This is a genomic window from Streptomyces acidiscabies, assembly GCF_020010905.1.
In the GTDB taxonomy this organism is placed as follows: Bacteria; Actinomycetota; Actinomycetes; order Streptomycetales; family Streptomycetaceae; genus Streptomyces; species Streptomyces acidiscabies.
Window position 1 is genome coordinate 2,694,841 of sequence record NZ_JAGJBY010000002.1, and the last position, 24,042, is coordinate 2,718,882.

Here is a 24,042-nt window from a genome sequence, read left to right on the forward strand (position 1 = left end):
GACGGCCGGGGCGGCGAGGGCTCAGGGGTGAGAGGAGGCCGGGAGGGCGGCTCCGAGTCGGGCTCCCGCGCGGGTGCCCGCCCCGAGGACCACGGCCCCGTCCGCTACGGTCCGCCCCTCCCCGGTGACGGAGTTCCCGTTCTGCCGTTTCTCGTCGATGCCCTGGCCTCCGTGGCCTCGCGCGCGGGTGTTGAGCCCGTCGGCGGCGGTGTCGCGATACGGGAAGCGGCATGCGGGTACTGGGCGCGGCGGGGCATCGATGCCGACCCCGCGCGTGTGGCCGTCGCTCCCGGTGCGCCCGCCCTGCTGCTGGCGCTGACCGCCGCCCTCGGCGGGGACGTGCTGGTGCCGAGGCCCTGCGCGGCCTGGTGGGCGCCGTACGCGCGGCTGCTGGGGCGGCCGGTGTTCCATGTCGCGACGCCCGCCGAGTGCGGGGGAGTGCCGGACCCGTACGCGCTCCTGGAGACCGTCCGCAGGGTCCGCGAGGAGGGCGGGGAGCCGCGTCTGCTCGTGCTGTCGACCGCCGACGACCCCACGGCCACCGTCGCGCCCCCGGAGGCCGTGCACGAGGCCGTGGAGGCCGCCGAGGGGGCCGGCCTGCACCTCGTCAGCGACGAGACCTGGCGCGACACCGTCCACGCCCCGCACGACACGGTGTTCGTCAGCCCCGCCGAGATGCTCCCGGACAAGGTCACCGTCGTCAGCGACCTCGCGGGCGCGCTGCTGCCGGCCGGCTGGCCCGTGGCGACCGCCCGCTTCCCCGCCGGAACCGACCTCCCCGCGCGCGTGCTGGACGTCCTCACCGCACTCGGCGCCCGCGTCGCGACCCCGGTCGCGGCAGCCGCCGCCCGCGCGCTGGAGGAGCCCGACGAGGTCACCGCGCGCGTACAGGCCGTCGCCAGCCTCCACGCGCGCGTGGCCGACGCCGTGCACGGCATCGCCGTCACGGCGGGCGCACTGTCCCGGCCCCCGCGCGCGGGGCGTCATGTGTACGTCGATCTGGGCCCCCTGCGTTCCGCGCTCGCCGCGCGCGGGGTCGGCGACGCCCAGGAGCTGGAGGACCACCTCACCGGACGGCTCGGCATGCCCGCGCCCGGCGGCCACCGGTTCGGCGACGACCTGGGCGCCCTGCGCGTACGCCTGTCCACGGACGCCCTGCTGGGCGCGACGGACGCCGAACGGGCGGAATGCCTCACGTCACCCTCGCCGTTGGAACTGCCACACGTGCACCGCACGTTGACCCTCGTGAGGTCGGTCTTCGACGGCCTCCGGAGCGACGCTCAGCGATGGGAGCCTCGATGACGCAGCAGTCCGAGTCGGCAGCGGCCACGACCACGCGGGACAGCACGGTCCCGGCGGACCCCTCCTCCCTCGCGCCCCCGTACCCGCCGCTCGCCGAACCCCGGCCGCTGGGCGAGCGCAGGGTGTGGCCGCGGGCGTTCCACGACCGGCTGACCGCGCCGCTGCCCGGCCTGAAGGCGATGGCCCGCTTCGCCCGCGAGGGCTCCGTGCGCCCCGGCAGACAGGGCCTCGCGGACGTCACCCGGCTGCCCGTCACCCCCGGCGCACCGCCCCGCGTGGACGCCGGCACGATCGCCGTCACCTGGGCGGGACACGCCAGTTGGGTGGTGGGCGTCGGCGGGCTCACCGTCCTCACCGACCCGGTCTGGTCGCGCCGCATCCTCGGCACGCCCGCGCGCATCACCCCCGTCGGCGTCCCCTGGGAGACCCTCCCGAAGGTCGACGCCGTCGTCATCAGCCACAATCACTACGACCACCTCGATGCCCCCACCCTGCGCCGCCTCCCGCGCGACACGCCCGTGTTCGTGCCCGCGGGGCTCGGCGTCTGGTTCCGGCGGCGCCGCTTCACGCGCGTGACGGAGCTCGACTGGTGGGAGGCCGCCGAACTCTCCGGTGTGCGCTTCGACTTCGTGCCCGCCCACCACTGGTCCAAGCGCACCCTCACGGACACCTGCCAGTCCCTGTGGGGCGGCTGGGTCCTCACCGCGCCCGACGGGCGGCGCGTCTACTTCGCCGGGGACACCGGCTACGGCCACTGGTTCTCCCGCATCGGCCAGCGCTACCCCGGCATCGACCTCGCCCTGCTGCCGATCGGCGCCTACGACCCGCGCTGGTGGCTCAGCGACGTGCACTGCGACCCCGAGGAGGCCGTACGCGCCGCGCGGGACGTCGGCGCGCGCAGGATGGCGCCGATGCACTGGGGGACGTTCGTGCTGTCGGCGGAACCCGTCCTGGAACCCCTCACGCGCGTGCGGGCCGCCTGGGAGGCGGCGGGGCTGGACCGCGCGGACCTGTGGGATCTGCCGATCGGGGGGTCCGGGCTGCTGGCCTAGTGCGCCCGCGACGGCCCCCGCAGCCGCCGCCACAGCACCGGCGCCGCGCTGATCGACACGGTCAGCGCGACCGCCGCGACGACACCCTCCCAGGGCTCCGGGAACAGCGAACCGCCCAGGATGCCGATCAGCTGGTAGGTCACCGCCCACGCGAGACAGGCCGGCAGGTTGCCCCGCACGAAACGCCGCAGCGGCCAGTCCGCGAGGAGACACGCCAGCATCACCGGGAGCCGCCCGGCGGGGACGAGCCGGGACAGGACGAGGACGGCGATGTTGTGCTCGGCGAGCCGCGCCTGTGCCTGCGCCAGCTTCTCCTCCGGCGCCCGCGCGCGGATCGCCGCCAGCCACCGCGAGCCGTTCTTCGACCTCATCCCGCGCCGCCCCAGCCAGTACAGCGCCGCGTCCCCGCAGAACGCAGCGAAGGACGCCGTCACGAACACCAGCGCCAGCGCGAACGGCGCCGTCTGATGGAACGCCACCACGGCCGCCGAACTCACCAGCGCCCCCGTCGGCACCACCGGCACCAGCGCCCCGAGCAGCACCAGCAGGAACAGCGTCGGATACCCGATCGCCTGCTGTGTCGACTCGGTGGCCCCGGTCGACGCGTCCGCCGCCAGCCACCACCAGCTCACCGGGCGACCTCCGGGCGCACGCTCTGCCCGTGCGCCAGCTTGTGCACCGTGACATGGGGTGCGCGCTCGGCGGCCAGGCGCACGAACTCGTCACCCGGCGCATGGAACTCATGGGGGCGCACGGCGTCCATCCCGATCGGCCAGTACGTGCCGTAGTGCACCGGAACGGCGCTGCGCGGCCCCAGGAGCGCGAGCGCCTCGGCCGCGCGCCCCGCGTCCAGATGACCCTCCCCGAGGTACGGGCCCCAGCCGCCCACCGGCAGCAGCGCCACGTCGACCGGCCCGACCTCCTTGGCCATCCCCTCGAACAGCCCCGTGTCCCCGGCGAAGTAGGTCCGCGCCGCGCCCTCCACGACGTACCCCAGCGCGGGCGCGCGCTGGGGGCCCACCGGCAGTCGCCGGCCGTCGTGCCGCGCCGGGACCGCGCGCACGCGCACCTGCCCGACAGCCGTCTCGTCACCCGGCGCGACCTCGGTGACGTCCAGGTGGGACAGGCGCCGCAGACCCGGGACGGCGCGCGGAGCACCCCGGGGCACCAGCAGGCGCGTGCCCGGCGCGAGCCGCGCCAGCGAGGGAATGTGCAGATGATCGGAGTGCAGGTGGGAGACGAGCACCGCGTCCGCGCGCAAGGCATCCTCGGGGGGCGTCGCGCCCCGCCGCCGCCTCAGGTGCGCCAGCCTGCGCGCGAACAGGGGGTCGGTCAGCAGGCGCACGTTCGAATCCGTGACCGTGCAGGTGGCGTGACCCCACCAGGTGATCTCCACCGGCACCCCTTTGCCTCCTTCGCGCGACTCCCCCGAAGCCTACGGGCAGGAGTAGGGTCGGCGGCGAAACCCAGAGGTGAGGGGGCGCCATGGGACCGGTGCGCGTCACGGCGATCGCGAGTCTGACGCCGCTTCAGGAGCTCGACGACGACCCCTTCCTCGTGGACTCCCGCACCCAGCACGCCATCTGCGCCCGCTGGGCCGAGGAGCACGGCTACACCGTCGTCCGCGAACTCGTCGTCAGCGGACTCCGCGCCGACCACTGCGTCCTGTGGGACGGCGTCCACCCCGGCGCCGATCTGTTCGTCGCCCCCAGCGCGCGCGTGCTGGAGAGCGCTCTGTCCTCCGTCGAGGAGTTCACCGCCGAGTGCGCCCGCCGAGGTGTGCGGGTGGAGACCGTGGGCGGCGCGGAACCCGCGTACGACGCCCAGATGAAGGCCCGCGTCCACCGCAGGCTGTCCATGCCGACGGCCGGGTACGACGGCCGGTAGGCGGCTTGCGGACGGCGTTGTCAGTGGCGTGTGACAGGGTGGAACCGTGAAGAGCGGAGGGCACTGGCGGCGGATCGCCAGTCAGATCGGGCGCAGCGTCACGGTGTGGGCGGCGTCCACGCTCACGATGCTCATCCTCGCCGGGATCCTCCCCGACTTCCGGCTCACCTCGAACGACGGCGACAGCGCCACCCGCATCGCCGTCACCGCCGGCGCCGGAGCCGGTGTGTTCGGTGTGCTGTCGGCGCTGGCCTGGCCCGTCCTCGTCCGGCTGCTGCTGCTCGTCCCCGCGCTCGTCCTCGGCCTGCTGGTGTTCGCGCTCAACGGCTCGCTGCTGCTGGTCGCGCTGCGCGTCAACCCGTCCGCGCAGGGCGCCGCCGCCCCCGAGACCGCCGTGATCGTCGCCGCCGTCATGTCCGCCGTCGCCTCCGCGACCGGCGGCGCGCTCGCGGTCCGCGACGACGACGCCTACCGTCGCCGCCTCTACCGCCTCGCCGACCGCCGCCGGCGCAGCGGCCCCGCGAGCCCGCAGACGCCCGGGACGGTCTTCCTCCAGTTCGACGGCGTCGGCCACGACCTCCTGCACACGGCCGCGTACACGGGTCTCATGCCGACCGTCGCCCGCTGGCTCGACACGGACGGCGGCAGCCACCGCCTCACCCCCTGGCGCACCGACTGGTCCAGCCAGACCGGCGCCAGCCAGCTCGGCATCCTGCACGGCTCCAACCACGACATCCCCGCCTTCCGCTGGTACGAGAAGGACACTCGGGAGGTCATGGTCTGCAACCGCCCCACCAGCGCCGCCGAACTCCAGCGCCGCGCGGTCGAGCGCACCCGCGACACCGGCCTGCTGTCCGCCGACGGCGCGAGCCGCGGCAACCTGTTCGGCGGCGGCGCCGACGAACAGGCCCTCGTGCTGTCCGTCGCCGCCCGCCGCAGGCGCGAGAACCGCTCCCGCGCCGGGTACTTCGCCTACTTCTCCGACCCCGCCAACGCCGTACGCACGGTCCTGTCGTTCGTCGCCGAGGTCGGCCGCGAGATCGGGCAGTCCACCCGCGCGCGGGTACGCCGCAAGCGCCCGCGCGTGAAGCGCGGCGGCCTCTACCCGCTGGTGCGCGCGTTCGCGACGGTCGTCGAACGGGACGTCGTGGTCGCCGCCGTCATGGGCGACATGCTCGCCGGGCGCACGTCCGTGTACGCCGACCTCGTCGCCTACGACGAGGTCGCCCACCACTCCGGGCCGCTCAGCCGGGACGCCGAGAAGGTCCTCGCCCGCCTCGACCGCTCCCTCGCGCTGATCGAGAAGGTCGCCGAGCACGCGCCGCGCCCGTACCGGATCGTCGTCCTGTCCGACCACGGCCAGAGCCCCGGCGAGACCTTCCAGGCGCGCTACGGCCTCACCCTGGGCGACCTGGTCCGGGCCGGCTGCGGACTGCCCGTCTCGCGCCGCGCGGAGCGCACGCACAGCGGCGCCGAGGCGCGGGCCGCCGTCCGCGCGGCGCTGCGCCGGCCCGTCGAGGAGCGCGGCGAGCGCCACCGGCCCGCGCGCCGCTCCGAACCGATCGTGCTGGCCTCCGGGAACCTCGGCCTGATCTCCTTCCCCGACGTCCCGCACCGGATGACCAAGGAGGAGATCGACGCCCGCCACCCCGCGCTGCTGACGACCCTCGCGAACCACCCCGGCGTCGGCTTCCTGCTGGTGGCCAGCGCCGAGCACGGCGGGGTCGTCCTCGGCGCGTACGGCGCGGAGATCCCGGTCGCCGAACTCACCGACTGCCGGGGGCCGTTGGCCGCCTTCGGACGCGGCGCCGCCGACGCCGTACGCCGGACGCACGGCTTCCCGCACACCGCCGACGTGATGGTCAACTCCTTCCACGAACCGGCCGACGGGGAGGTGCTCGCCTTCGAGGAGCAGATCGGGTCGCACGGAGGGCTCGGAGGTGCGCAGGGGAAGCCGTTCCTGATGTCCCCGCGCGCGTTGTCGGAGCCCGTCGGGGAGGGGGAGGAACTGGTGGGCGCGGAGCAGGTGCACCGGGTGCTGCGGCGCTGGCTCGGGGAGGCGAACGGGCCGCAGGTGCCGGTGCAGGACACGGACGAGGACCGGCAGGCGGCGTAGGCGCGGGGGCGCGGTACGCCGAGCGAGCCATAGTCGTACAAGCCGAAAATAAGCTGCGAACCCTCGCGGCACCCACCCACACTGTCCTCGTGCAAGCAGCCGTCACCATCACCCCCGCCCGTCTCCCCGAACTCCTCCTCGGCCTCGCCACCGTCCGGCCGGTGTTCGTGTGGGGTGCGCCCGGCATCGGAAAGTCCTCCCTGGTACGGGAGTTCGCCGCCTCGCTGGGACTGGAGTGCGTGAGCCTGCTCGGTACGCAGCTCGCCCCGGAGGACCTGATCGGGGTGCCGCAGATCCGGGACGGCCGCTCGGTGTTCTGCCCGCCGGAGACGATCGCCCGCGACGAGCCGTACTGCCTGTTCCTGGACGAGCTGAACGCGGCCACCCCTGACGTGCAGAAGGCGTTCTACTCGCTGATCCTCGACCGCCGCATCGGCAACTACGAACTCCCCGAGGGCTCGATCGTCGTCGGCGCCGGGAACCGCGCCACCGACAACGCGCTCGCCCGCCCCATCTCGTCCGCGCTGGTCAACCGCCTCGCGCACGTCCACCTTGAGGTGTCCGCGAAGGACTGGCTGGCCTGGGCGGCGGGCGCCGGCATCCACCCGTGGATCCTCGACCACCTCACCGACCGCCCCGACCACCTCTGGTCCAAGCCCCCGAAGACCGAGGAGCCGTTCTCCACGCCCCGCTCCTGGCACATGCTCTCCGACGCCCTGCACTCCTTCGGCCAAGGGCTCGACGAGGAGACCCTCAAGGTCCTCGCGCACGGCACGCTGACGCCCGCGCACGCGACCGCGTTCAGCGGGTACGTCAAGATCGTGCGCAGCCGCTTCGGCATCGAGGCCGTCCTGCGCGGCGACGCCCGCTGGCCGCACCGGGTCGAGGACCGCGACCTGCTGTACTTCCTCGCCGAGTCGTTCCGCGAGCGGCTCGTGAAGGAACTCCCCGCGAACAAGGAGCACATGTCGGCGAACGGCCGCCAGACCGCGTACCGCGCGAAGGCGCTGCTCGTCCAACTCGCCGAGATCTCCGTGGAGATCGCCCAGGGCGTCATCGCCTCCGACGCCGACGGCAACCCTCTCCTGCCGTCCTGGTTCCTCGTCGAGGCGGCCCGCGACATGCCCCGGCTCGTCGAGGCGCGGGGGTGAGCCGGGGCGGGCGGCAGAAGAAGAAGCGGGACGTCGCCGGGGAGGCGTTCACCGAGGGGATGCGGCTCATGCGGGCCAACCCGGCGCTCAACTCCGTGCCGCTCAGCACCTGTCGGCATCAGGACTGCCGACTTGCGCCCCGCGACGGCCTGTTGCGCGTGCGGTCCGACGGCGTCGCCCACGCCGACCCCGCCCGGTTCGCCGAACCCGCCGACTGGGCCTGGGCGTTGGCCCACACCGCCCTCCACCTCGGCTTCGGCCACGTACCCGCCGCACGCGGCGAACGCGTCCAGCCCGACCGCTTCGACCTCGCCGCGCGCTGCGCCGTCGTCAACCGGTTCCTGCTCACGTTCCCCGTCGGCCGCACCCCCGAGGATCTGCCGCCCACCTATCCCGACGGCGACGAGGAGCAACTCGCCGCGCGCTGGCGGCGCGACGGGATTCCGCCCGCCTACGACCGCTGCGGCACGGCCGGTTCCGAGGCCGACCAGGTGCTCGTCACCTGGGGCGACAAGTACACCCAACCCCCGGACTGGCAGCCGGAGTTCGCGCAGGCCCTCACCCGTACGATGAGCGCCGCCCTGGACGTCGCGGGCGGGCGGCGCGACAGCGTCACCGGCGAGCGGGAACCCCTGCGGCCCTGGCACCGGGCGCTGAGCTGGTTCATCTCCTCCTACCCCCTGCTCGGCGGCATCGCCGCTGGCATCACCCTCGTCGCCGACGCCGAACTCGCCCGCGCCCACGGCATATCCGTCGCCGCCGTCGACGCCGAGGCCGGGGAGATCTACATCAACCCCCTGTGCCAACTCGACGACGAGGAATGGCGGTTCGTCCTCGCACACGAGATGCTGCACGCCGCCCTGCGCCACGGCGACCGGTGCGGACCCCGCGACCCGTACCTCTTCAACGTCGCCTGCGACTACGTCGTCAACGCCTGGCTGCACGAGATGCAGGTCGGCGTCATGCCCCAAGGGCTGCTGTACGACGCCGAGTTGGCGGGGCTGTCCGCCGAGGAGGTGTACGACCGGATCGCCGGCGACCTGCGGCGGATGCGGCGCCTGGGGACCCTGCGCGGGAAAGGGCTCGGCGACATGCTCGGCGGGCCTCTCGGGGCGCCCCGCGAGTATGTCGACCTCGACGAGTTCTACCGGCGCGGGCTGTGCCAGGGGTTCGAACTCCACGACCGGCAGCAACGCGGGTACCTGCCCGCCGGGTTGGTCGAGGAGATCCGGGCGCTCAGCCAGCCGCCGCTGCCGTGGGACGCTCGACTCGCCCGCTGGTTCGACGAGTTCGTGCCCCGGCCCGAACCCCTGCGGACGTACTCCCGGCCCTCCCGGCGGCAGGCCGCCACCCCCGATGTCCCGCGCGCCGGACGGTACTTCCCGCCCGAGGAGGTCGCCCTCCCCCAAGCTCTCAACTCCGTTCGAGCAGGGGGGACCCCCATCACCTTCGGCGTCGTCCTCGACACCTCCGGGTCCATGGAACGGACGCTGCTCGGGAAGGCGCTCGGCGCGATCGCTTCGTACGCCGAGGCCCGGGACGTACCCGCCGCGCGCGTCGTGTTCTGCGACGCCGCGCCCTACGACGCCGGGTACGTGCCGGTCGCCGAGATCGCCGGGCGGGTCCGGGTGCGCGGGCGTGGCGGGACCGAACTCCAGCCCGGCATCGACCTGTTGACGCGCGCCGGGGACTTCCCCAAAGGGGCGCCCGTGCTCGTCATCACCGACGGGTGGTGCGATGTGCTGCGCGTGCGGCAGGAGCACGCCTACCTTCTTCCCCAAGGGCGTCGGCTGCCGTTCACCCCACGAGGGCCGGTCTTCCACGTGCGGTGAAGTGGAGTGTGATCGGATAGGGGTACGACGTCCCGGTACCGGGACCGATGTGACAGCGAAAGGGACTCAACGTGGCCACCACGCGCACCGCACACACCGTCTGGGAAGGCAACCTGGTCGAGGGGAACGGGACCGTCGCCTTCGACTCCTCCGGCATCGGCTCGCAGGCCGTGTCGTGGCCGTCGCGCGCGGAGGCCGCGAACGGGAAGACCAGCCCCGAGGAACTGATCGCCGCCGCGCACTCCAGCTGCTTCTCCATGGCGCTCTCGCACGGCCTGACCGGCGCCGGGACCCCTCCCACCCGGCTGGAGACCAAGGCCGACGTCACGTTCCAGCCCGGCACCGGGATCACCGGCATCCACCTCACCGTCCGCGGTGAGGTCCCCGGCCTCGACGCGGAGGGCTTCGCCGCTGCCGCCGAGGACGCGAAGAAGAACTGCCCGGTGAGCCAGGCGCTCGCGGGCACGACGATCACGCTGACGGTCGAGTCGGCCTGAAACAGGGGGCAAGCGGTTACTGCCGTTTGCGGGCGCGCGGGATTCCTTCGGGACCCGCGCGCTTTGTCGTGTGGTGGGGGGCCAGGTCCGCCGCGTGCGGAGGCAAGGCCCCCTTGACAACCCTCCGCTCAAGTTTTGTGCTGGAGAGTCCGAGGCACCCGGACGGAAGGGGACGGCGATGGGACGGCCGGTCGGGATCGATCTGGGGACCACCAACTCTGTGGTGGCCGTGCTGGAGGGCGGGGAGCCGACCGTCGTGACCAACGCGGAGGGGGCGCGGACCACACCTTCCGTCGTCGCCTTCGCCAAGAACGGGGAGGTATTGGTCGGGGAGGTCGCCAAACGGCAGGCCGTCACCAACGTCGATCGGACCGCCCGGTCCGTCAAACGGCATATGGGGGACGGGAGTTGGCGGTTCCCCGAGCAAGGGGAGATCGACGGGTCGCGGTTGCGGGCCCAGGAGCTTTCCGCGCGGGTGTTGCAGAAACTCAAGCGGGACGCGGAGGCCTACCTCGGTGAGGAGGTGACCGACGCCGTCATCACCGTCCCCGCCTACTTCGACGACTCCCAGCGGCAGGCGACCAAAGAGGCCGGGGAGATCGCCGGGCTGAAGGTGCTGCGGATCATCAACGAACCGACGGCCGCAGCCCTCGCGTACGGACTCGACCGGGGCGACGAACAGACCGTGCTCGTCTTCGACCTCGGCGGCGGCACGTTCGACGTGTCCCTCCTGGAGATCGGCGACGGCGTCATCGAGGTCAAGGCCACCAACGGCGACACCCTGCTCGGCGGGGACGACTGGGACCAGCGGATCGTGGAGCACCTGGTCAAGAGGTTCAAGAGCCAGTACGGCGTGGACCTCGGCAAGGACAGGATGGCCGTCCAACGCCTGCGCGAGGCCGCCGAGAAGGCGAAGATCGAGCTGTCGTCGTCGACCGAGACCACCGTCAACCTGCCGTACCTCACCGCGTCAGCGGAAGGCCCGCTCCACCTCGACGAGAAACTGACGAGGGCTCAGTTCCAGGAGCTCACCGCCGACTTGCTCGACCGCTGCCGCACACCGTTCCACCAGGCCGTCAAGGACGCGAAGGTGAAGCTCTCGGCGGTCGACCACGTCATCCTGGTCGGCGGCTCGACGCGGATGCCCGCAGTGTCGGACCTGGTACGGGAGTTGACCGGCAAGGACCCGCACAAGGGCGTCAACCCGGACGAGGTCGTGGCGCTCGGCGCCTCGCTCCAGGCCGGGGTGATCCGGGGCGACGTGAAGGACGTCCTCCTTCTCGACGTCACCCCGCTGTCCCTCGGCATCGAGACCAAGGGCGGCATCATGACGAAGCTCATCGAGCGCAACACCACGATCCCCACCCGGCGTTCGGAGATCTTCACGACCGCCGTCGACAACCAGCCGTCCGTCGGCATCCAGGTCTACCAGGGCGAACGGGAGATCGCCGCGTACAACAAGAAGCTCGGCGTCTTCGACCTCACCGGACTGCCGCCCGCCCCGCGCGGAGTCCCGCAGATCGAGGTCGCCTTCGACATCGACGCCAACGGGATCATGCACGTCTTCGCCAAGGACCTGGCGACGGGCCGCGAGCAGAAGATGACCGTCACCGGCGGCTCGGCGCTGCCCAAGGACGCCATCGACCGGATGATGCGCGACGCCGAGCAGTACGCCGACGACGACCGCAAGCGGCGCGAGTCCGTCGAGACCCGCAACCAGGCCGAGCAACTCGTGTACCAGACCGAGAAGTTCGTCCGGGAGAACGAACAGAGCGTCCCGGCGGAGACCCGCGCGGAGGTGACCGGCGCGGTCGACGAGGTGAAGACGCTGCTCCAAGGGGAGTCGGACACCGCCGAGTTGAGGGCCGCAGTCGAGAAACTGTCCACCGTGAGCCAGCGGATGGGGGAGGCGATGTACGCGCGCGCCCAGGAGCCGGCCGAGCCGCAGTCCCGGCCGGAGGAGGACGGCGTGGTGGACGCCGAGATCATCGACGACGAACAGGAGAAAAAAGGCGGAGCAGCGTAGAAACCGCCTACGGAAACGCGGCTGGGGAAATCCCCCCGCGCATGCGTACAGTGGCCGAAAGAGGTACGAACAGGGGGAGTGGTCATGGCCACCAGAGAGCAGGTCGGCGCCGAGCAGATGATCGCGGAGGCGCGCAAGGCGTTCTTCGTGATGTTCGCCTTCGTGGCCGTCGTCTGGGCGATCCAGCTCGCCAACTTCGCCGACGACTACGCCCTCTCCCGCGACTACGGCATCGTCTCCGGCGACGCGGGCTCCCTCACGCACATCCTCACCGCGCCGTTCCTGCACTGGAACTGGGACCACCTGGAGAGCAACTCGGGCCCGCTGTTCGTCTTCGGGTTCCTCGCCGCGTACCGGGGCGTCGCCAAGTTCCTCGTGCTGTCCGGGCTGGTCGCCGTGGTCAGCGGCGCGACCGTCTGGCTCTTCGAGGCCGACCGCGTCTCCACCGTCGGCGCGAGCGGGCTGATCTTCGGTTACTTCGGGTACGTCGTCGTACGCGGCCTCTTCGACCGGCACCTGATCGACAGCCTCGTCGGCCTCGTCATGGGCGCGTCGTTCGCGTACCTCCTCACGGTCGCCGTCCCCGGCACGCCCGGCGTGAGCTGGCTCGGCCACCTCGGGGGGCTCGTCGGCGGGCTGCTCGGGGCGTGGCTGCTGCGGGACCGCAGGGCGAAGGCGCCGAAGAGCGGGCCGAGCGCTCCCACGACGCCCTCGGTGACCGGCGGGGGCGGCACGAAGGGCGAGCTGCCCGCGTCGCCGGCCGACGGCTCACGGGCCGACCTGCACAAGGAACTCAAGGACCTGGGGTTGTTGTAGCAACCGGTTTCAGTAACTGTCGCGGATCTCGCGCAGGATGTCCTGCGTACGCTGCGCCGACGCCGCGTGCGTCGTCATGTGGTCCAGGACTTCGAGGTGCGCCGAGACCTCCTTGCGGGAGTCGAGGTACAGCGCGCCCGTCAGGTACTCGGTGACGACCATGTCGGGGAGTTCGGGTTCGGCGAAGCGGAACAGCGAGAACGGCGCGTACGTCCCCGGGTGGGGGCCCGCAGCGAACTCGGCGACCTGGAGCGTGACCCGGTCGCGCCGGCTGAACTCCAGGAGCCTGTCGAGCTGTTCGCGCATCACCGAGCCGTCGATGCTGACCGGGCGGCGCAGTACCGTTTCGTCCATGACGGTCCACAGGTGCGGCGGGGTGTCGCGCTCCAGGAGGGACTGGCGGGCGATGCGCAGCGTGACGTGCCGCTCGATGGTCTCCGGGGTGGTGTGCCCGACCGTCCCCGCCTCCAGGACAGCGCGCGCGTAGCGCTCGGTCTGGAGGAGGCCCGGCACGAAGTGCGGCTCGTAGGAGCGGATCATCCGCGCCGCGCCCTCCAGGCTGACGTAGAGGCTGAACCACTCGGGCAGCACGTCGTGGAACCGCTGCCACCAGCCGGGCCGGTTGGCGTCCTCGGCGAGCATGACGAACGCCGCCGCCTCGTCGTTCGGCACGCCGTACGTCTCCAGCAGGACCTGGACGTACGGGATCTTGAGGGCTACCTCGGCGGTCTCCATCCGGCGGACCGTGGCGGGCGCCACCCGCAGGGCGCGGGCCGCCTCCTCCCGGCCGAGGCCGGCCGTCTCCCTCAGCTCCTGGAGCCGTCTGCCGAGTACCACCTGGCCCACGGTGGGCGCGGGTCGCCGCTCACTCACGCCACGTCTCCCCTGCGCGTCGAGAACTGTGTGCAGTGTGTCATGTTCCGGTGTGCGTCTCACGGGGGTGAAGAGAGAAACGGGAGCGAGACTGTGGGTGCATGATGTGTGACATATGGTACGCCACTTGGCTGGTCTGTGACATGTCACGGACCGTGGTTTTACCTTTCCGGTGCCGGCCCTTGTCTTGACGGACCGTCAGGAACCTGGCTCCTGAAGGTACTTCGCGGTCGCCGGGTCGGCCGGGAGGAACGTCTCCACGGCCAGTTCGGCGACCGTCACGTCCATCGGGGTGTTGAACGTGGAGATCGACGACACGAACGACAGGGTCCGCCCCTCGTGCGTGATCCGCAAGGGCAGCGCGAACGCCGGGGCGGCGGGGGCGGGTTCGGCCTCCGGCGTTCGCCGCGGCACCGGGTACGCGGCGACCTCGTCGTACAACTCCCGCAGCTTCGGTGAGCGTTGCAGGGCCAGCTGGCGTTCCATCTGGTGCAGGAGGTGGCCGCGCCACTCGGGGAGGTTGAGGATGCGCGGCGCGAGGCCCTCCGGGTGCAGGGTCAGGCGCATCGCGTTGAGCGGGGGAGTCAGGAGGGTGTCCGGGACGCCGTCCAGGAGCATCGCGATGCCCCGGTTCGCGGCGACGACCGTGTAGACGCCGTCCACCACCAGGGCCGGGTACGGCTCGTAGCCCTGGAGCAGCTGGTCCAGGCCCGCGCGGACTCCCGCGAGCGCCGGGTCGTCGAGCGGGGTCTGCGCGTAGCGCGGGGCGTAACCCGCCGCCAGCAGAAGGGCGTTGCGCTCGCGGACCGGAACCTCCAGGTGCTCGGCGAGCTTCAGCACCATGTCCTCGCTCGGTTTTGAGCGTCCCGTCTCGACGAAGCTGATGTGCCGGGCCGAGGAGTCCGCGCGGAGCGCCAGCTCCAGCTGGCTGACCTTGCGGTGCTCCCGCCAGGCGCGCAGCAGAGGTCCGACGCCCTGTCCGGGGGCGGCGGAAGGGGGCTCGGTGCCACTCACGACCATGGTCATGCGGATGACCGTATCCGAACGGCCGTACGGGGGAACCGGTTGCGGGAAAAGGGGAGTGCGTCGGTTGGTAACCGGTTGCTGGTGGCAGGCTGGGAGAACGCCCGCAGCCAGGAAAGGGAAGCCGCCATGCCCGCCGAACCGTTGTCCCGGGAAGAGGTCGAGGAGCAGCTCGCCGGACTGCCCGGCTGGGCCGTCGAGGGCGGTGCCCTCGGCTGTCGGTACCGGTTCTCCTCCCACTTCGCCGCCACCGCCTTTGTCGTCCATGTCGCCAGGGTCCAGGACGAGTTGAACCACCACTCCGACCTCACCCTCGGGTACGACACGGTGACTCTGGCCGTCCGTACCCACGACGCCGGGGGCGCTCTCACCGCCCTCGATTTCCAACTCGCCCGGCGGGTGCGGGAGTCGGCGGTCGCTCACGAGGCGCGTTGAGTTGCTCGACTACGACAAGGAGGCCGAGCGGTACGACGCGCTGCGGGGTGGGGAGCCTCGGGCGGAGGCCGCTGCCGGGGCCGTGCTCGGGCTGATTCCCCAAGACGCCCGTACCCTCCTCGACTTGGGGTGCGGGACCGGCATCGTGACCCGCCGGATTGCCGCTGCCCGGCCGGGGTTGAGGGTGGCCGGTGCGGATCTGACGTACGGGATGGCGCGGTATGCGGCGGCTCGGCTCCCCGGTGCGATCGTCCTTGCGGACAGTCGGCAACTGCCCTTCGGGGAAGGGCGGTTCGATGCCGTGACCAGTGTCTGGCTGCTTCATCTTCTGCCCGAGCCGGACGACGTCCGCCGTACCGTCGCCGAGTGCGCGCGGCTGCTGCGGCCCGGCGGGGTGTATGTCACGACGGTCGACAAGGGGCCCTCGCACAACGTGGGGAGTGACATCGATGCCATCCTCGCCGGGCGTCCCAGGTCGCCGGTGCCGGACAGGTCCGAGGTGGTCGAGGGGTACGCCGCCGAGGCGGGGCTCAGTCCAGCGGGCGAGGCGAGGTTCACCGGGCGGGGGCAGGGGCGCAGCCCACGCCGGACCATCAGCGATCTCAGGCGGGGCTGGTTCATGACCCTGCCGCCGGGGCACCCCCTCGCGCCCGGCTTCGAGGAACGGCTCGCCGCGCTGCCGGACCAGGAACGACCGCGCCCGGAACCGGAGTTCAGGCTGAGGGCGTTCAGGAAAACGCCGTAGAACCCGGCAACTTCCGTACCCCCGGCGGCGACTGACCCACCAGAAGCCATCCGCCCCTCCGGGAGGTACCCCCACCATGCAGCACCCGCACCGAAGGAAGCCCACCCCCCGCCACAGACACCCCCTCGCCCTCCTCGCCGCAACAGCCCTCGCCGCGACCGGACTTGTCACCCTCACCCCCCACCCAGCCACCGCCGCCACCGCCCGCCAGGTCGAGGCCCTCGACCGAGGCGTGGTCAGTGTCCACACCGACGCCGGGAACCTGGTCAGCTGGCGGTGGCTCGGCACCGACTCCAACGACGTTTCCTTCAACGTCTATCGAGCCGGTACGAAGGTCAACTCCACCCCGGTCACCGGCTCGACGAACTACTTCCACTCCGGCGCCCCCAACCAGGCCGACTACACGGTCCGCGCGATCGTCGGCGGCGTCGAGCAGGCCGACTCCGTGCACGCGGTCCAACTCCGCACCGGATACAAGGACGTTCCGATCTCCCCGCCCGCAGGCGGCACGACCCCCGACGGCGTCGCCTACACCTACGAGGCGAACGACGCGTCCGTGGGCGACCTCGACGGAGACGGCGCGCTGGACTTCGTCCTCAAGTGGCAGCCGACCAACGCGAAGGACAACTCCCAGTCGGGGTACACCGGGAACACGATCCTCGACGGGATCAAGCTCGACGGCACCCGGCTGTGGCGTATCGACCTGGGCCGCAACATCCGTTCCGGCGCGCACTACACGCAGTTCCAGGTGTACGACTACGACGGCGACCGCAAGGCCGAGGTCGCCGTGAAGACGGCCGACGGGACGGTCGACGGCGGTGGCACGGCGATCGGCAACTCCGGTGCCGACCACCGCAATTCGAGCGGGTACGTGCTGTCGGGGCCGGAGTACCTGACGATGTTCAACGGCCAGTCGGGACGCGCGATGCAGACCGTCGACTACGTCCCGGCGCGCGGCACGGTCTCGTCCTGGGGCGACTCGTACGGCAACCGGGTGGACCGATTCCTCGCGGGTACCGCCTACTTGGACGGCGCCCGGCCCTCGCTGGTCATGGCGCGCGGGTACTACACGCGAACCGTGATCGCGGCCTGGGACTGGCGAGGCGGCGCCTTCACGCGCCGGTGGACCTTCGACACCGCCTCGTCCACCAACTCCGGCAAGGGGTACGACGGTCAGGGCTCGCACAGTCTCTCCGTCGGGGACGTCGACAACGACGGCCGGGACGAGATCGTGTATGGCGCGATGGCCGTCGACGACAACGGCAACGGGCTGTGGACCACGAAGACCGGTCACGGCGACGCGCAGCACCTCGGCGACCTCGACCCCTCGCACGCGGGCCTGGAGTACTTCAAGGTCTCCGAGTCGACGTCCCAGCCAGCCGAGCTGTACATCAACCCCGCGAACGGCACGGTCAATTGGCGGCTCGCCGCCTGCTGCGACAACGGGCGCGGCGTCGCCGGTGACATCTGGGCCGGCAACGACGGCGCCGAGGTCTGGTCGGCCTCGGACACCTCGATCCGCGACGAGGCGGGCGCGGCCAAGGGGCGCGAGCCGTCCAGCACCAACTTCCTGTCCTGGTGGGACGGCGACACCGTCCGTGAACTCCTCGACGGCACGCACATCGACAAGTACGGCCCCTCGGCGGACACGCGGCTGCTGACCGGCTCGGGCGTCCACTCCAACAACGGCACGAAGGCGACCCCCGCGCTGTCCGGCGACATCCTCGGCGACTGGCGTGAGGAAGTGGTCTGGGCGACGTCCGACAACACGGCCCTGCGGATCTACTCGACGCCGTACGAGACGTCCACGAAGATCACGACCCTGCTGCACGACCCCATGTACCGCACGGGCCTGGCCTGGCAGAACACCGCCTACAACCAGCCCCCGCACCCCAGCTTCTTCATCGGCGACAAGATGCCGACCGCGCCGAGGCCGACGGTGTACACGCCGTGACGCCGCGCTAGTCGGGCACCGATGCCGAGGCGGCCACCCCCACGAGAGGTGGCCGCCTCTTAGCTGTCTCCGACTGTCTCCGGCTGTCTCCGGCCATCTCCGGCCGACTCCGGCGCGCCTAGCCCCCGCCCGGCGCCCCCGGCCCCCGCTCACTGCACCGACGGCGCCGGAATCACCTTCCCGTTCTCGTCCAGCGTCCGCGTCTGCCAGTACTCGTCCCACTTGTCCCCGACCTTCTTGGGAACCTTCCCCTCCGGGTACCGGGCCCAGCCCTTGTCCGGCTCCTGGCCGTTCGCGACGCAGGCGCTGCCCGCGTCGCCCACCGCCAGCGTCGGGTACTCGCCGTCGGAGCAGATCGACTCCTCGATGGAGCAGCCGGTCAGCAGGGTGCCGGCCAGCCCGGCGAGGGCGAGCAGCGGCAGAAGGCGGTGGCGCAACATGGTGGGCTCCCTGGTCGGTGGATGTGACCAGCTTGCCGGAGACGCCACCGCCTCCTCATGAGTAGCCGTACTCATCCGTACTGGGTGATCAGACCACCGTGCAGCTCTGATCCCCCACCTTGAACGCGGCCGGTTTCCCGTTCGTCCCCGACCAGCTCCCCGTGAACCCGAAGCTCACGGACGCCCCGGCCGCGACGCCCCCGTTCCAGCCGACGTTCTTCGCGGAGACGGCCGCACCGGACTGCGTGTACTCGGCGTTCCACATGGACGAGATCGCCTGGGAGTTGGGGAACGACCACCCCAGCGCCCACGAAGTCCACGCCGATGTACCGGTGTTGGTGAGTTTCACGTCCGCCTGGAACCCGCCGGACCACTGCCCGGTGATCGTGTAGGCGACCGAACAGGCGCCCGTGGGCTGAGGATCGCCCCCACCGCCTCCACCCCCACCGCCGCCGCTCGTGTCGGACGTGTCCCCGTAGATCACGCCCCGCCCGTTCGTGGAGACGTACACCCGCCCGTACACCCGAGGGTCACCGGTGATCGCCCCACCCGTCCAACCCCACTGATGCGCATCGTCGTTGACCCGGACCCAGCTCACTCCCTTGTCCGTCGACCGGAAGATGCCCCGCACCCCGCCGATCTTCGCGCTGGTGAAGAGCGTCTGGTACGAGGCCCCGCTCGCCGCCTTCCCGAACCCGACCGTGTCGGCCTGTTCGACGTTCGACAGCTTCGTGAAGGTCGCCCCGGAGTCGGTGGAGTGCCACAGCCCGTACGCCGAGTCGCTCGCGCCGCCCGCCAGCCAGACGTCACCCTTCACGCCGGGCAGCGCCTTGAAGCGGACGCTGTCGCCCGAGGGCAGGCCGGTCGCGGCGGACGCGGTGAAGGTCGCGCCGCCGTCCGAACTGACGTAGAACTTGCCGGACTTGAAGCCGTAGAACGTCCGGGCGTCGACCCGGTCCGATTCGACGATCGCGCCCGTCGGGATCCCGGTGGACGCCTGCCAGGACGTACCGAACCCGGTCGTGTACTGCACGCCGGTCCCCGCCGGGGACCACACGAAGCGGCTGCCGTCGGAGGACGCCGCGACCGTGCCGCCGCCGCTCACGCCCGAAGGGTCGCTCCCTGCAAACCAGTTGGCGCCGTTGTCGGTCGAAAACGCCACGTGTGGACCGGAGTCGAGGTCCCCGACGCGCACGACCGTGTTCGGGCTGGTCTCGGCGTAGTCGAGGCTCGTGGTCGTCGTGAAGTTCGGCTGCGTGAACATCATCGGCGGTACGGCCGTCAGGCTCGTGTGCCTGAACCCGCCGATGTCACCGAGCGCGCTGAGCAGGGGAGCGCCGGTCGGCGGCGAGGCGAGGTCGTTGACGGCCGTCTCCTCCAGGCCCTGCACCATCGGCTTGACGGTGAACTGGCCGCCGCTGTCCCAGTTCCCGAGGTTCTCGGTGCCGTAGACCGTCGCGCCCGTCCCGTACATCATCCGCGCCGAGTTGAACGGGTCGATCTCCAACGCCTCGGTCATCCAGCCGAGTTTGGGCGTCTGCTCGGGCGGCGACGGGTTCGCGCCCCAGGACAGCCACGGCGTCGAGGAGACGTCCATGGTGAAGCGGTTCGCGCGGTTCGGGTACGACGTGTAGTCCCACGCCTTCGTCCAGGTCGCCCCGGAGTCCGTCGAGCGGAAGATCTGCGTGTCCGGCCACCAGGAGCTGTACGCGGTCGCCATGACCGTACCCGGCTTCTGGCGGTCGACCGTCAGGCCGCTGAAGCCGAAGTAGGTGTCGGCCTCGGCGACGGGGCTGATGTTCGTCCAGGTGCCCGTGGCCGTCGCGTACCGCCACAGCTGGCCCTTGCCGCCGTCGTACGGGCCGCCCTTGTCGCTGTACGCGAGGTACAGGTTGCCGCCCGCCAACACCCCTTTGTGCGGGAGGTATCCGGTCGGCTGCCCGGCGAGGCGGGACCAGGTGGCGCCCGCGTCCGTGGAGCGGTAGACGGAGTTGTCCTTGTCGGCGACGCCCACGTAGATCGTGCGGGTCGCGTTGCCCGAGGTGCCCGTCGACTCGTCGAACGTGACCCAGACGACGCCCTGGTTGTCGTTGGCGTACCCGCTCGTGTCGGTCGGATCCTGCGCGTAGTTACCGGCGTTGGGGAACGCCGTCACCTGCGACCAGGTCACCCCCGAGTCCGTCGAACGCCACAGCCCCTTGCCGCTCGGCGCCGCCAGGTACAGCACGCTGTTGCGGTTCGGGTCGACGGCGAGGCGCTCGCCCATGCCCCGGCCCGGCATGTTGCCGCCGAGCTTGAACGGCAGGTCGGTCTTCTGCCAGGTCGCGCCCCGGTCGCCGGAGCGCAGGACCGCGCCGTTGCCGGGGTCCCAGCTGTTCGTGTACGTCCCTACGGCCGCGTACACCTTGTTCGCGTCGACCGGGTCCGCCGCGAGGCTCGCGACGCCGGTGTGGCCCCAGTCGGTCCAGCCGACCGAGTCCAGCAGCGGCGTCCAGGTCTTCGACGACTCCTGCCAGCGGTAGGCGCCGCCGATGTCGGTGCGCGCGTAGAGGAGGTTCTTCTCCTTGCGGCTGAACACGATGCCGGGGACGAAACCGCCCCCGTCGATGCGCGCGTTCTTCCAGGTGTACGACTCCGCCGCGAGCGTCGGCGCGGGGGCGGCGTCGGGGGAGGCGAGGGCGGACGGTGCTCCCGCGAGCAGACCGGCGGCGAGCGCCAGTACGGTCGTGAGGATGCGGGTTCTTCGCACGGTGGGGGTTCCTTCCTCGTGCGGCCATGTGCAGAAGGGCAACGACCGGGCGACCCCCTGTGCGGGTGGGGGTCGCCCGGCGCAGATACGCGAAGCCTCAGCGGGGACTTATTCGAGCAGCTCCGCGTACGAACCCAGGGCCAGTGCGATGTCGGCCTGGGCCCAGAACCGGTGGTAGGTGAACGTCGGCGCGGCTCCACCCGCGAGATACGCCTCGATCTTCGACCAGTTGGGGTCGTTCTTGTAGAACGAGCGCAACGAGGCGAACGTCGAGGAGGAGTTGATGGTGTCGCCGTTCGGCATCTTGCCGGTCCAGCCGCTCGGGACGTACACGCCGTCGTCGAAGCGGTTGTAGTCGGCCCGGGTCTCCGGGATCGCGACGCCGAGGCTGTCCTGGTAGTGCGACCACATGCCGTCGAGCAGCGCCTTGGCGACCGTCTTGGCCTGTGCGTTACCGGACTTGGCGGCGTAGTACGTCAACGTCCGTGCGTACGCGCCCGCCACGCCGACGTCGCTGGTGTAGTCGACGACGTTGACGTGAAGTCCCGCGTTGGCGCCCGGACTCGACGCGCTCCAGGTGTCCGGCTGACCGGACCAGGCGAGCGTGGACGGGAACCGGTAGGTGCCGTCGGGGTTGACGGTGGTCTGCGACAGCGCCCACTCCACCCACTTGTCGAGGACGGCCTTGGCCTGCGCGTTGCCCGTCTGCTGGTAGTACTCGGCGACCCGCTCCATCGACCACGCCTGGAAGCCGAACCACTGGTTGGACGGCGGGTCGTGGTAGACGGGCGCCTCGTCGTAGTACATGCCGTAGAAGGTCGACTTGCCGGCCGGGGGAGTGGCGTACCGCCCCGCCCAACTGTTCGTCGCGCCACCGGCGATGGCGCCCTCGTTCGACTGGAGCCAGCGGTAGAACTCCAGTTGACGGGTGAGCGAGGTCGCCCAGTCCGCCGATCCCGTCGTCGACTTGGGCTTCAGCGGCGCGTAGGAGCTCAACGCGTAGGCGGCCAGCGGGTTCTGGTAGCCGCTGTGGCTGTGGCTGGAGCCGATCCGCCAGGCCCAGCCCGCTGAGGTGTCGGTCGCGCCGCCCCAGGCGTAGTACCAGGACAGCAGATAGGCCGAGGAGTTCTTGCCGGACCCGGCCGGGCAGGCGGACGGACCGACACAGTTGCCGATCTTCTTGAAGTACTTGTCGTACATCGAGTACCGCAGATAGTCGCCCATCTTCGCGGCCTTGCCGACGGCCGCCGAGACGTCGGCGCCCTTGCCCTGCTGCTTGGCCCAGACGTCCGCCCAGTACGCGGCCTGCACGGCGCGCGCGTCGGCGTCGGGGGCGTTGGTGAACTTCCACTGCTTCGAGTAGGAGCTGTCACCGGTGAACAGGTCCAAGTACCCGTTCGTGCCACCGTACTTGAACTGGTCGCAGGTCGGCTGCGGCACGGTCTCCCACACGGATTCCTGCGCACCGCGCTGGAAGGTGTTGATGTACGAGGGCCCGGTGGCCGTCGGCCCCGCCTCGCACTTGCCGGGCTCGTTGCCGTAGCCGTAGACGTTGTCCACGTCCTGGAGCCAGTGCATGCCGTAGATGTCGTCCGTGCCGTACGCGGACTTCAGCTCGGCCGCGATCGGGTCCTGGCCCACCGGGACGGACGTGTCCAGGCGCGCCGGGTACTCGTTCGGGGTGTCCATCTCGGGCGCGTAGGTCGCCGGCTTGGACGCGTTGTAGAAGGAGTTGGTCGGCTGGTCGGCGTGGGTGGGGATCATGTACTTCTCCATGAGGTCCCACGCACCGTTGAACTTCGACCAGTCGCCGGTGATCCTGCCGTACGTCGCCTGGAGCCACAGCAGATAGCTGTACGCCTCGGACGTCGTCTCGTGGCCCTGGTCCGGCGCCTCGACGATCAGCGTCTCCACCGAGTGGTACGGGATGCCCTCCGGCGAGAAGTAGCCGCTCGACGGGTTGGTGATCTTCCCGTACAGCTCCAGGAACCGGGCGTCGTACGTCTTCTGCCCGGCGATCTGGGTCGCCGTGACCGTCGCCTTCGCGAGGCCCGTCGCCGTCGAATCGAACGCCGCCGCGCCGGTGCCGGTCGCGTTGCCGGTGATCGTCACCGTCTGCGGGGTGTTCCAGTTCGACGAGGTGAAGGTGAGCGAGGCGCCGCCGGTCACCGTCAGTCCGGTGTTGCCGGAGACGCGCGCGGTCGACACCGTCACGTTCGACGTGGGCTGCGTCGACAGCCGCAGCGTGTACGTGCCCGTCTTGCCCTGCTGGACGGCGAGTTGGGTCACCGACGCGACGACCGCCGGGCCCGAGGCCACGGTGATGCCGACCGGCGTCGAGGTCCCGGCCGCGCCGAGGCTGTCGTACGCCTTCGCGACCAGGGAGTGCGCGCCGACGGCGAGGCCGGTCGCGGAGAACGTGTACGGCGCGGTGGTGTCCGTGCCGAGCAGCGTCGTGTCGTCGTAGAACTCGACCTTGCTGATCGTCGCGTTGTCCGCGGCGGCGGCGGTCGCCGCGAGCGGTACGGCCGTGCCCTGCGAGTAGATCGCGCCGGCGGTCGGGCTGGTCAGCACGGTGATCGGCGGCTGGTGCGCGCCGACGCAGGAGGTGCCGTTGATCGTGAAGCTCGTCGGCGCCGCGTTCGTGCCGCTGTACGTGAACTGGGCGCCGGTGCTCACGGCCGCGCCCGCCGCGATGTTCGCGTTGTACGTGGCGCTCTGGACGGAGACCGTGCTGCCGGACTGTGTCCAGGTGCCGTTCCAGCCGTTCGACAGCTTCTGGTTGCCGCTGTACGCGTAGCCGAGCGTCCAGCCGTTGATGGGGTCGGTGCCCCGGTTGGTGATCGTGAGGTCGGCGGTGAAACCGCTTCCCCAGTCGTTCGTCTTGTAGTCGACGCTGCACTGAAGTGCCGCCGCCTGGGCGGTCGTCGACAGTGTGCTCAGGGTGGCCAGCGGGAGCGCGAGGGCCGCCAGTGCGGCGGTCCACAGGCGCCGTGTCCTTCGGCGTCTGCGTCGTGGGTCCATGTGCTGGTTCCTCCTTGCGGCTCGGGGAGTGCTCGGCGGAAGAAGTGGGGGAGGAGCAACAAGCCTTGAACCAGTGGGAGCGCTCCCATAGTGGGGATGGGGCTGTCAGGGGTCAAGGCT

At 71.3% G+C, this 24,042-nt stretch carries 19 protein-coding genes; 12 read left to right on the top strand and 7 right to left on the bottom strand.

Annotated elements, in window-relative coordinates; all coding sequences use genetic code 11:
- The first annotated feature begins 27 nt into the window (after positions 1-27).
- Together J8M50_RS38570 and J8M50_RS38575 are read left to right on the top strand one after the other, a co-directional pair.
- Positions 28-1,302 (top strand): aminotransferase class I/II-fold pyridoxal phosphate-dependent enzyme, encoded by a 1,275-nt coding sequence (locus tag J8M50_RS38570; RefSeq protein WP_010355116.1) that lies wholly within the window; start codon positions 28-30, stop codon positions 1,300-1,302.
- Positions 1,299-2,354: an MBL fold metallo-hydrolase gene (locus tag J8M50_RS38575; protein WP_010355117.1), complete on the top strand. Its 1,056-nt coding sequence runs from the start codon at positions 1,299-1,301 to the stop codon at positions 2,352-2,354. Before J8M50_RS38570 ends, J8M50_RS38575 begins: the two co-directional genes overlap by 4 nt.
- On the opposite strand, the gene J8M50_RS38580 is transcribed toward J8M50_RS38575, so the two are convergent.
- Complete coding sequence (locus J8M50_RS38580; RefSeq protein ID WP_010355118.1) at positions 2,351-2,986, bottom strand: DedA family protein; 636 nt, start codon at positions 2,984-2,986, stop codon at positions 2,351-2,353. The genes J8M50_RS38575 and J8M50_RS38580 overlap by 4 nt on opposite strands.
- Positions 2,983-3,756, bottom strand: a complete 774-nt coding sequence (locus J8M50_RS38585) for an MBL fold metallo-hydrolase (RefSeq protein ID WP_010355119.1) — start codon at positions 3,754-3,756, stop codon at positions 2,983-2,985. The genes J8M50_RS38580 and J8M50_RS38585 overlap by 4 nt, the downstream gene beginning before the upstream one ends.
- Before the next feature lie 83 nt (positions 3,757-3,839).
- On the opposite strand from J8M50_RS38585, the gene J8M50_RS38590 reads away from it, so the two are divergent.
- The 7 genes from J8M50_RS38590 (at position 3,840) to J8M50_RS38620 (ending at position 12,679) form a co-directional block, all read left to right on the top strand.
- The gene (locus J8M50_RS38590; protein ID WP_010355120.1) at positions 3,840-4,241 is read left to right on the top strand and encodes a hypothetical protein; all 402 of its coding nucleotides are present in this window, start codon (positions 3,840-3,842) and stop codon (positions 4,239-4,241) included.
- A gap of 103 nt (positions 4,242-4,344) precedes the next feature.
- Positions 4,345-6,357, top strand: coding sequence for an alkaline phosphatase family protein (locus J8M50_RS38595; RefSeq protein ID WP_223786475.1), 2,013 nt, complete (start codon positions 4,345-4,347; stop codon positions 6,355-6,357).
- Between the two features lie 89 nt (positions 6,358-6,446).
- Positions 6,447-7,508 (top strand): ATP-binding protein, encoded by a 1,062-nt coding sequence (locus tag J8M50_RS38600; RefSeq protein ID WP_010358014.1) that lies wholly within the window; start codon positions 6,447-6,449, stop codon positions 7,506-7,508.
- Positions 7,505-9,340 carry a vWA domain-containing protein gene (locus J8M50_RS38605; RefSeq protein ID WP_010358015.1) on the top strand — a complete coding sequence of 612 codons (1,836 nt, stop codon included), beginning with the start codon at positions 7,505-7,507 and terminating at the stop codon, positions 9,338-9,340. Before J8M50_RS38600 ends, J8M50_RS38605 begins: the two co-directional genes overlap by 4 nt.
- A gap of 71 nt (positions 9,341-9,411) precedes the next feature.
- Positions 9,412-9,837, top strand: a complete 426-nt coding sequence (locus tag J8M50_RS38610; protein WP_010358016.1) for an OsmC family protein — start codon at positions 9,412-9,414, stop codon at positions 9,835-9,837.
- Between the two features lie 178 nt (positions 9,838-10,015).
- Positions 10,016-11,863 carry a molecular chaperone DnaK gene (gene dnaK, locus J8M50_RS38615; protein ID WP_010358017.1) on the top strand — a complete coding sequence of 616 codons (1,848 nt, stop codon included), beginning with the start codon at positions 10,016-10,018 and terminating at the stop codon, positions 11,861-11,863.
- 84 nt (positions 11,864-11,947) lie between these two features.
- Positions 11,948-12,679: a rhomboid family intramembrane serine protease gene (locus tag J8M50_RS38620; protein WP_040837851.1), complete on the top strand. Its 732-nt coding sequence runs from the start codon at positions 11,948-11,950 to the stop codon at positions 12,677-12,679.
- Between the two features lie 9 nt (positions 12,680-12,688).
- On the opposite strand, the gene J8M50_RS38625 is transcribed toward J8M50_RS38620, so the two are convergent.
- Together J8M50_RS38625 and J8M50_RS38630 are read right to left on the bottom strand one after the other, a co-directional pair.
- The gene (locus J8M50_RS38625) at positions 12,689-13,552 is read right to left on the bottom strand and encodes a Sco1979 family transcriptional regulator (protein WP_010358019.1); all 864 of its coding nucleotides are present in this window, start codon (positions 13,550-13,552) and stop codon (positions 12,689-12,691) included.
- A 198-nt stretch (positions 13,553-13,750) separates the two neighbouring features.
- On the bottom strand, positions 13,751-14,578 hold the full coding sequence (locus J8M50_RS38630) for a helix-turn-helix domain-containing protein (RefSeq protein WP_010358021.1): 828 nt from the start codon (positions 14,576-14,578) through the stop codon (positions 13,751-13,753).
- Between the two features lie 126 nt (positions 14,579-14,704).
- On the opposite strand from J8M50_RS38630, the gene J8M50_RS38635 reads away from it, so the two are divergent.
- The 3 genes from J8M50_RS38635 (at position 14,705) to J8M50_RS38645 (ending at position 17,709) form a co-directional block, all read left to right on the top strand.
- Positions 14,705-15,010, top strand: coding sequence for a 4a-hydroxytetrahydrobiopterin dehydratase (locus J8M50_RS38635; RefSeq protein WP_010358023.1), 306 nt, complete (start codon positions 14,705-14,707; stop codon positions 15,008-15,010).
- Position 15,011: 1 nt separating this feature from the next.
- The gene (locus J8M50_RS38640) at positions 15,012-15,755 is read left to right on the top strand and encodes a class I SAM-dependent methyltransferase (RefSeq protein ID WP_010358024.1); all 744 of its coding nucleotides are present in this window, start codon (positions 15,012-15,014) and stop codon (positions 15,753-15,755) included.
- Positions 15,756-15,831: 76 nt separating this feature from the next.
- Positions 15,832-17,709: a rhamnogalacturonan lyase gene (locus J8M50_RS38645; RefSeq protein ID WP_010358026.1), complete on the top strand. Its 1,878-nt coding sequence runs from the start codon at positions 15,832-15,834 to the stop codon at positions 17,707-17,709.
- A gap of 149 nt (positions 17,710-17,858) precedes the next feature.
- Here J8M50_RS38645 and J8M50_RS38650 read toward each other — a convergent pair whose 3' ends face one another.
- From J8M50_RS38650 to J8M50_RS38660, 3 genes are all read right to left on the bottom strand, one after another.
- Positions 17,859-18,149 carry an SCO0607 family lipoprotein gene (locus J8M50_RS38650; RefSeq protein WP_010358028.1) on the bottom strand — a complete coding sequence of 97 codons (291 nt, stop codon included), beginning with the start codon at positions 18,147-18,149 and terminating at the stop codon, positions 17,859-17,861.
- An 88-nt stretch (positions 18,150-18,237) separates the two neighbouring features.
- Complete coding sequence (locus J8M50_RS38655; RefSeq protein WP_010358030.1) at positions 18,238-20,898, bottom strand: cellulose binding domain-containing protein; 2,661 nt, start codon at positions 20,896-20,898, stop codon at positions 18,238-18,240.
- A 108-nt stretch (positions 20,899-21,006) separates the two neighbouring features.
- Entirely contained in the window at positions 21,007-23,922 is a 2,916-nt protein-coding gene (locus J8M50_RS38660; protein ID WP_010358032.1) for a glycoside hydrolase family 48 protein, read from the bottom strand.
- Positions 23,923-24,042: the final 120 nt, after the last annotated feature.

Bases quoted from the DNA above. Each gene is read 5' to 3' on its own strand.
- J8M50_RS38575 (WP_010355117.1), top strand. From the start codon at position 1,299: ATGACGCAGCAGTCCGAGTCGGCAGCGGCCACGACCACGCGGGACAGC.
- J8M50_RS38590 (WP_010355120.1), top strand. From the start codon at position 3,840: ATGGGACCGGTGCGCGTCACGGCGATCGCGAGTCTGACGCCGCTTCAG.
- dnaK (WP_010358017.1), top strand. From the start codon at position 10,016: ATGGGACGGCCGGTCGGGATCGATCTGGGGACCACCAACTCTGTGGTG.
- J8M50_RS38620 (WP_040837851.1), top strand. From the start codon at position 11,948: ATGGCCACCAGAGAGCAGGTCGGCGCCGAGCAGATGATCGCGGAGGCG.
- J8M50_RS38630 (WP_010358021.1), bottom strand. From the start codon at position 14,578: ATGACCATGGTCGTGAGTGGCACCGAGCCCCCTTCCGCCGCCCCCGGA.
- J8M50_RS38635 (WP_010358023.1), top strand. From the start codon at position 14,705: ATGCCCGCCGAACCGTTGTCCCGGGAAGAGGTCGAGGAGCAGCTCGCC.
- J8M50_RS38645 (WP_010358026.1), top strand. From the start codon at position 15,832: ATGCAGCACCCGCACCGAAGGAAGCCCACCCCCCGCCACAGACACCCC.
- J8M50_RS38650 (WP_010358028.1), bottom strand. From the start codon at position 18,149: ATGTTGCGCCACCGCCTTCTGCCGCTGCTCGCCCTCGCCGGGCTGGCC.
- J8M50_RS38660 (WP_010358032.1), bottom strand. From the start codon at position 23,922: ATGGACCCACGACGCAGACGCCGAAGGACACGGCGCCTGTGGACCGCC.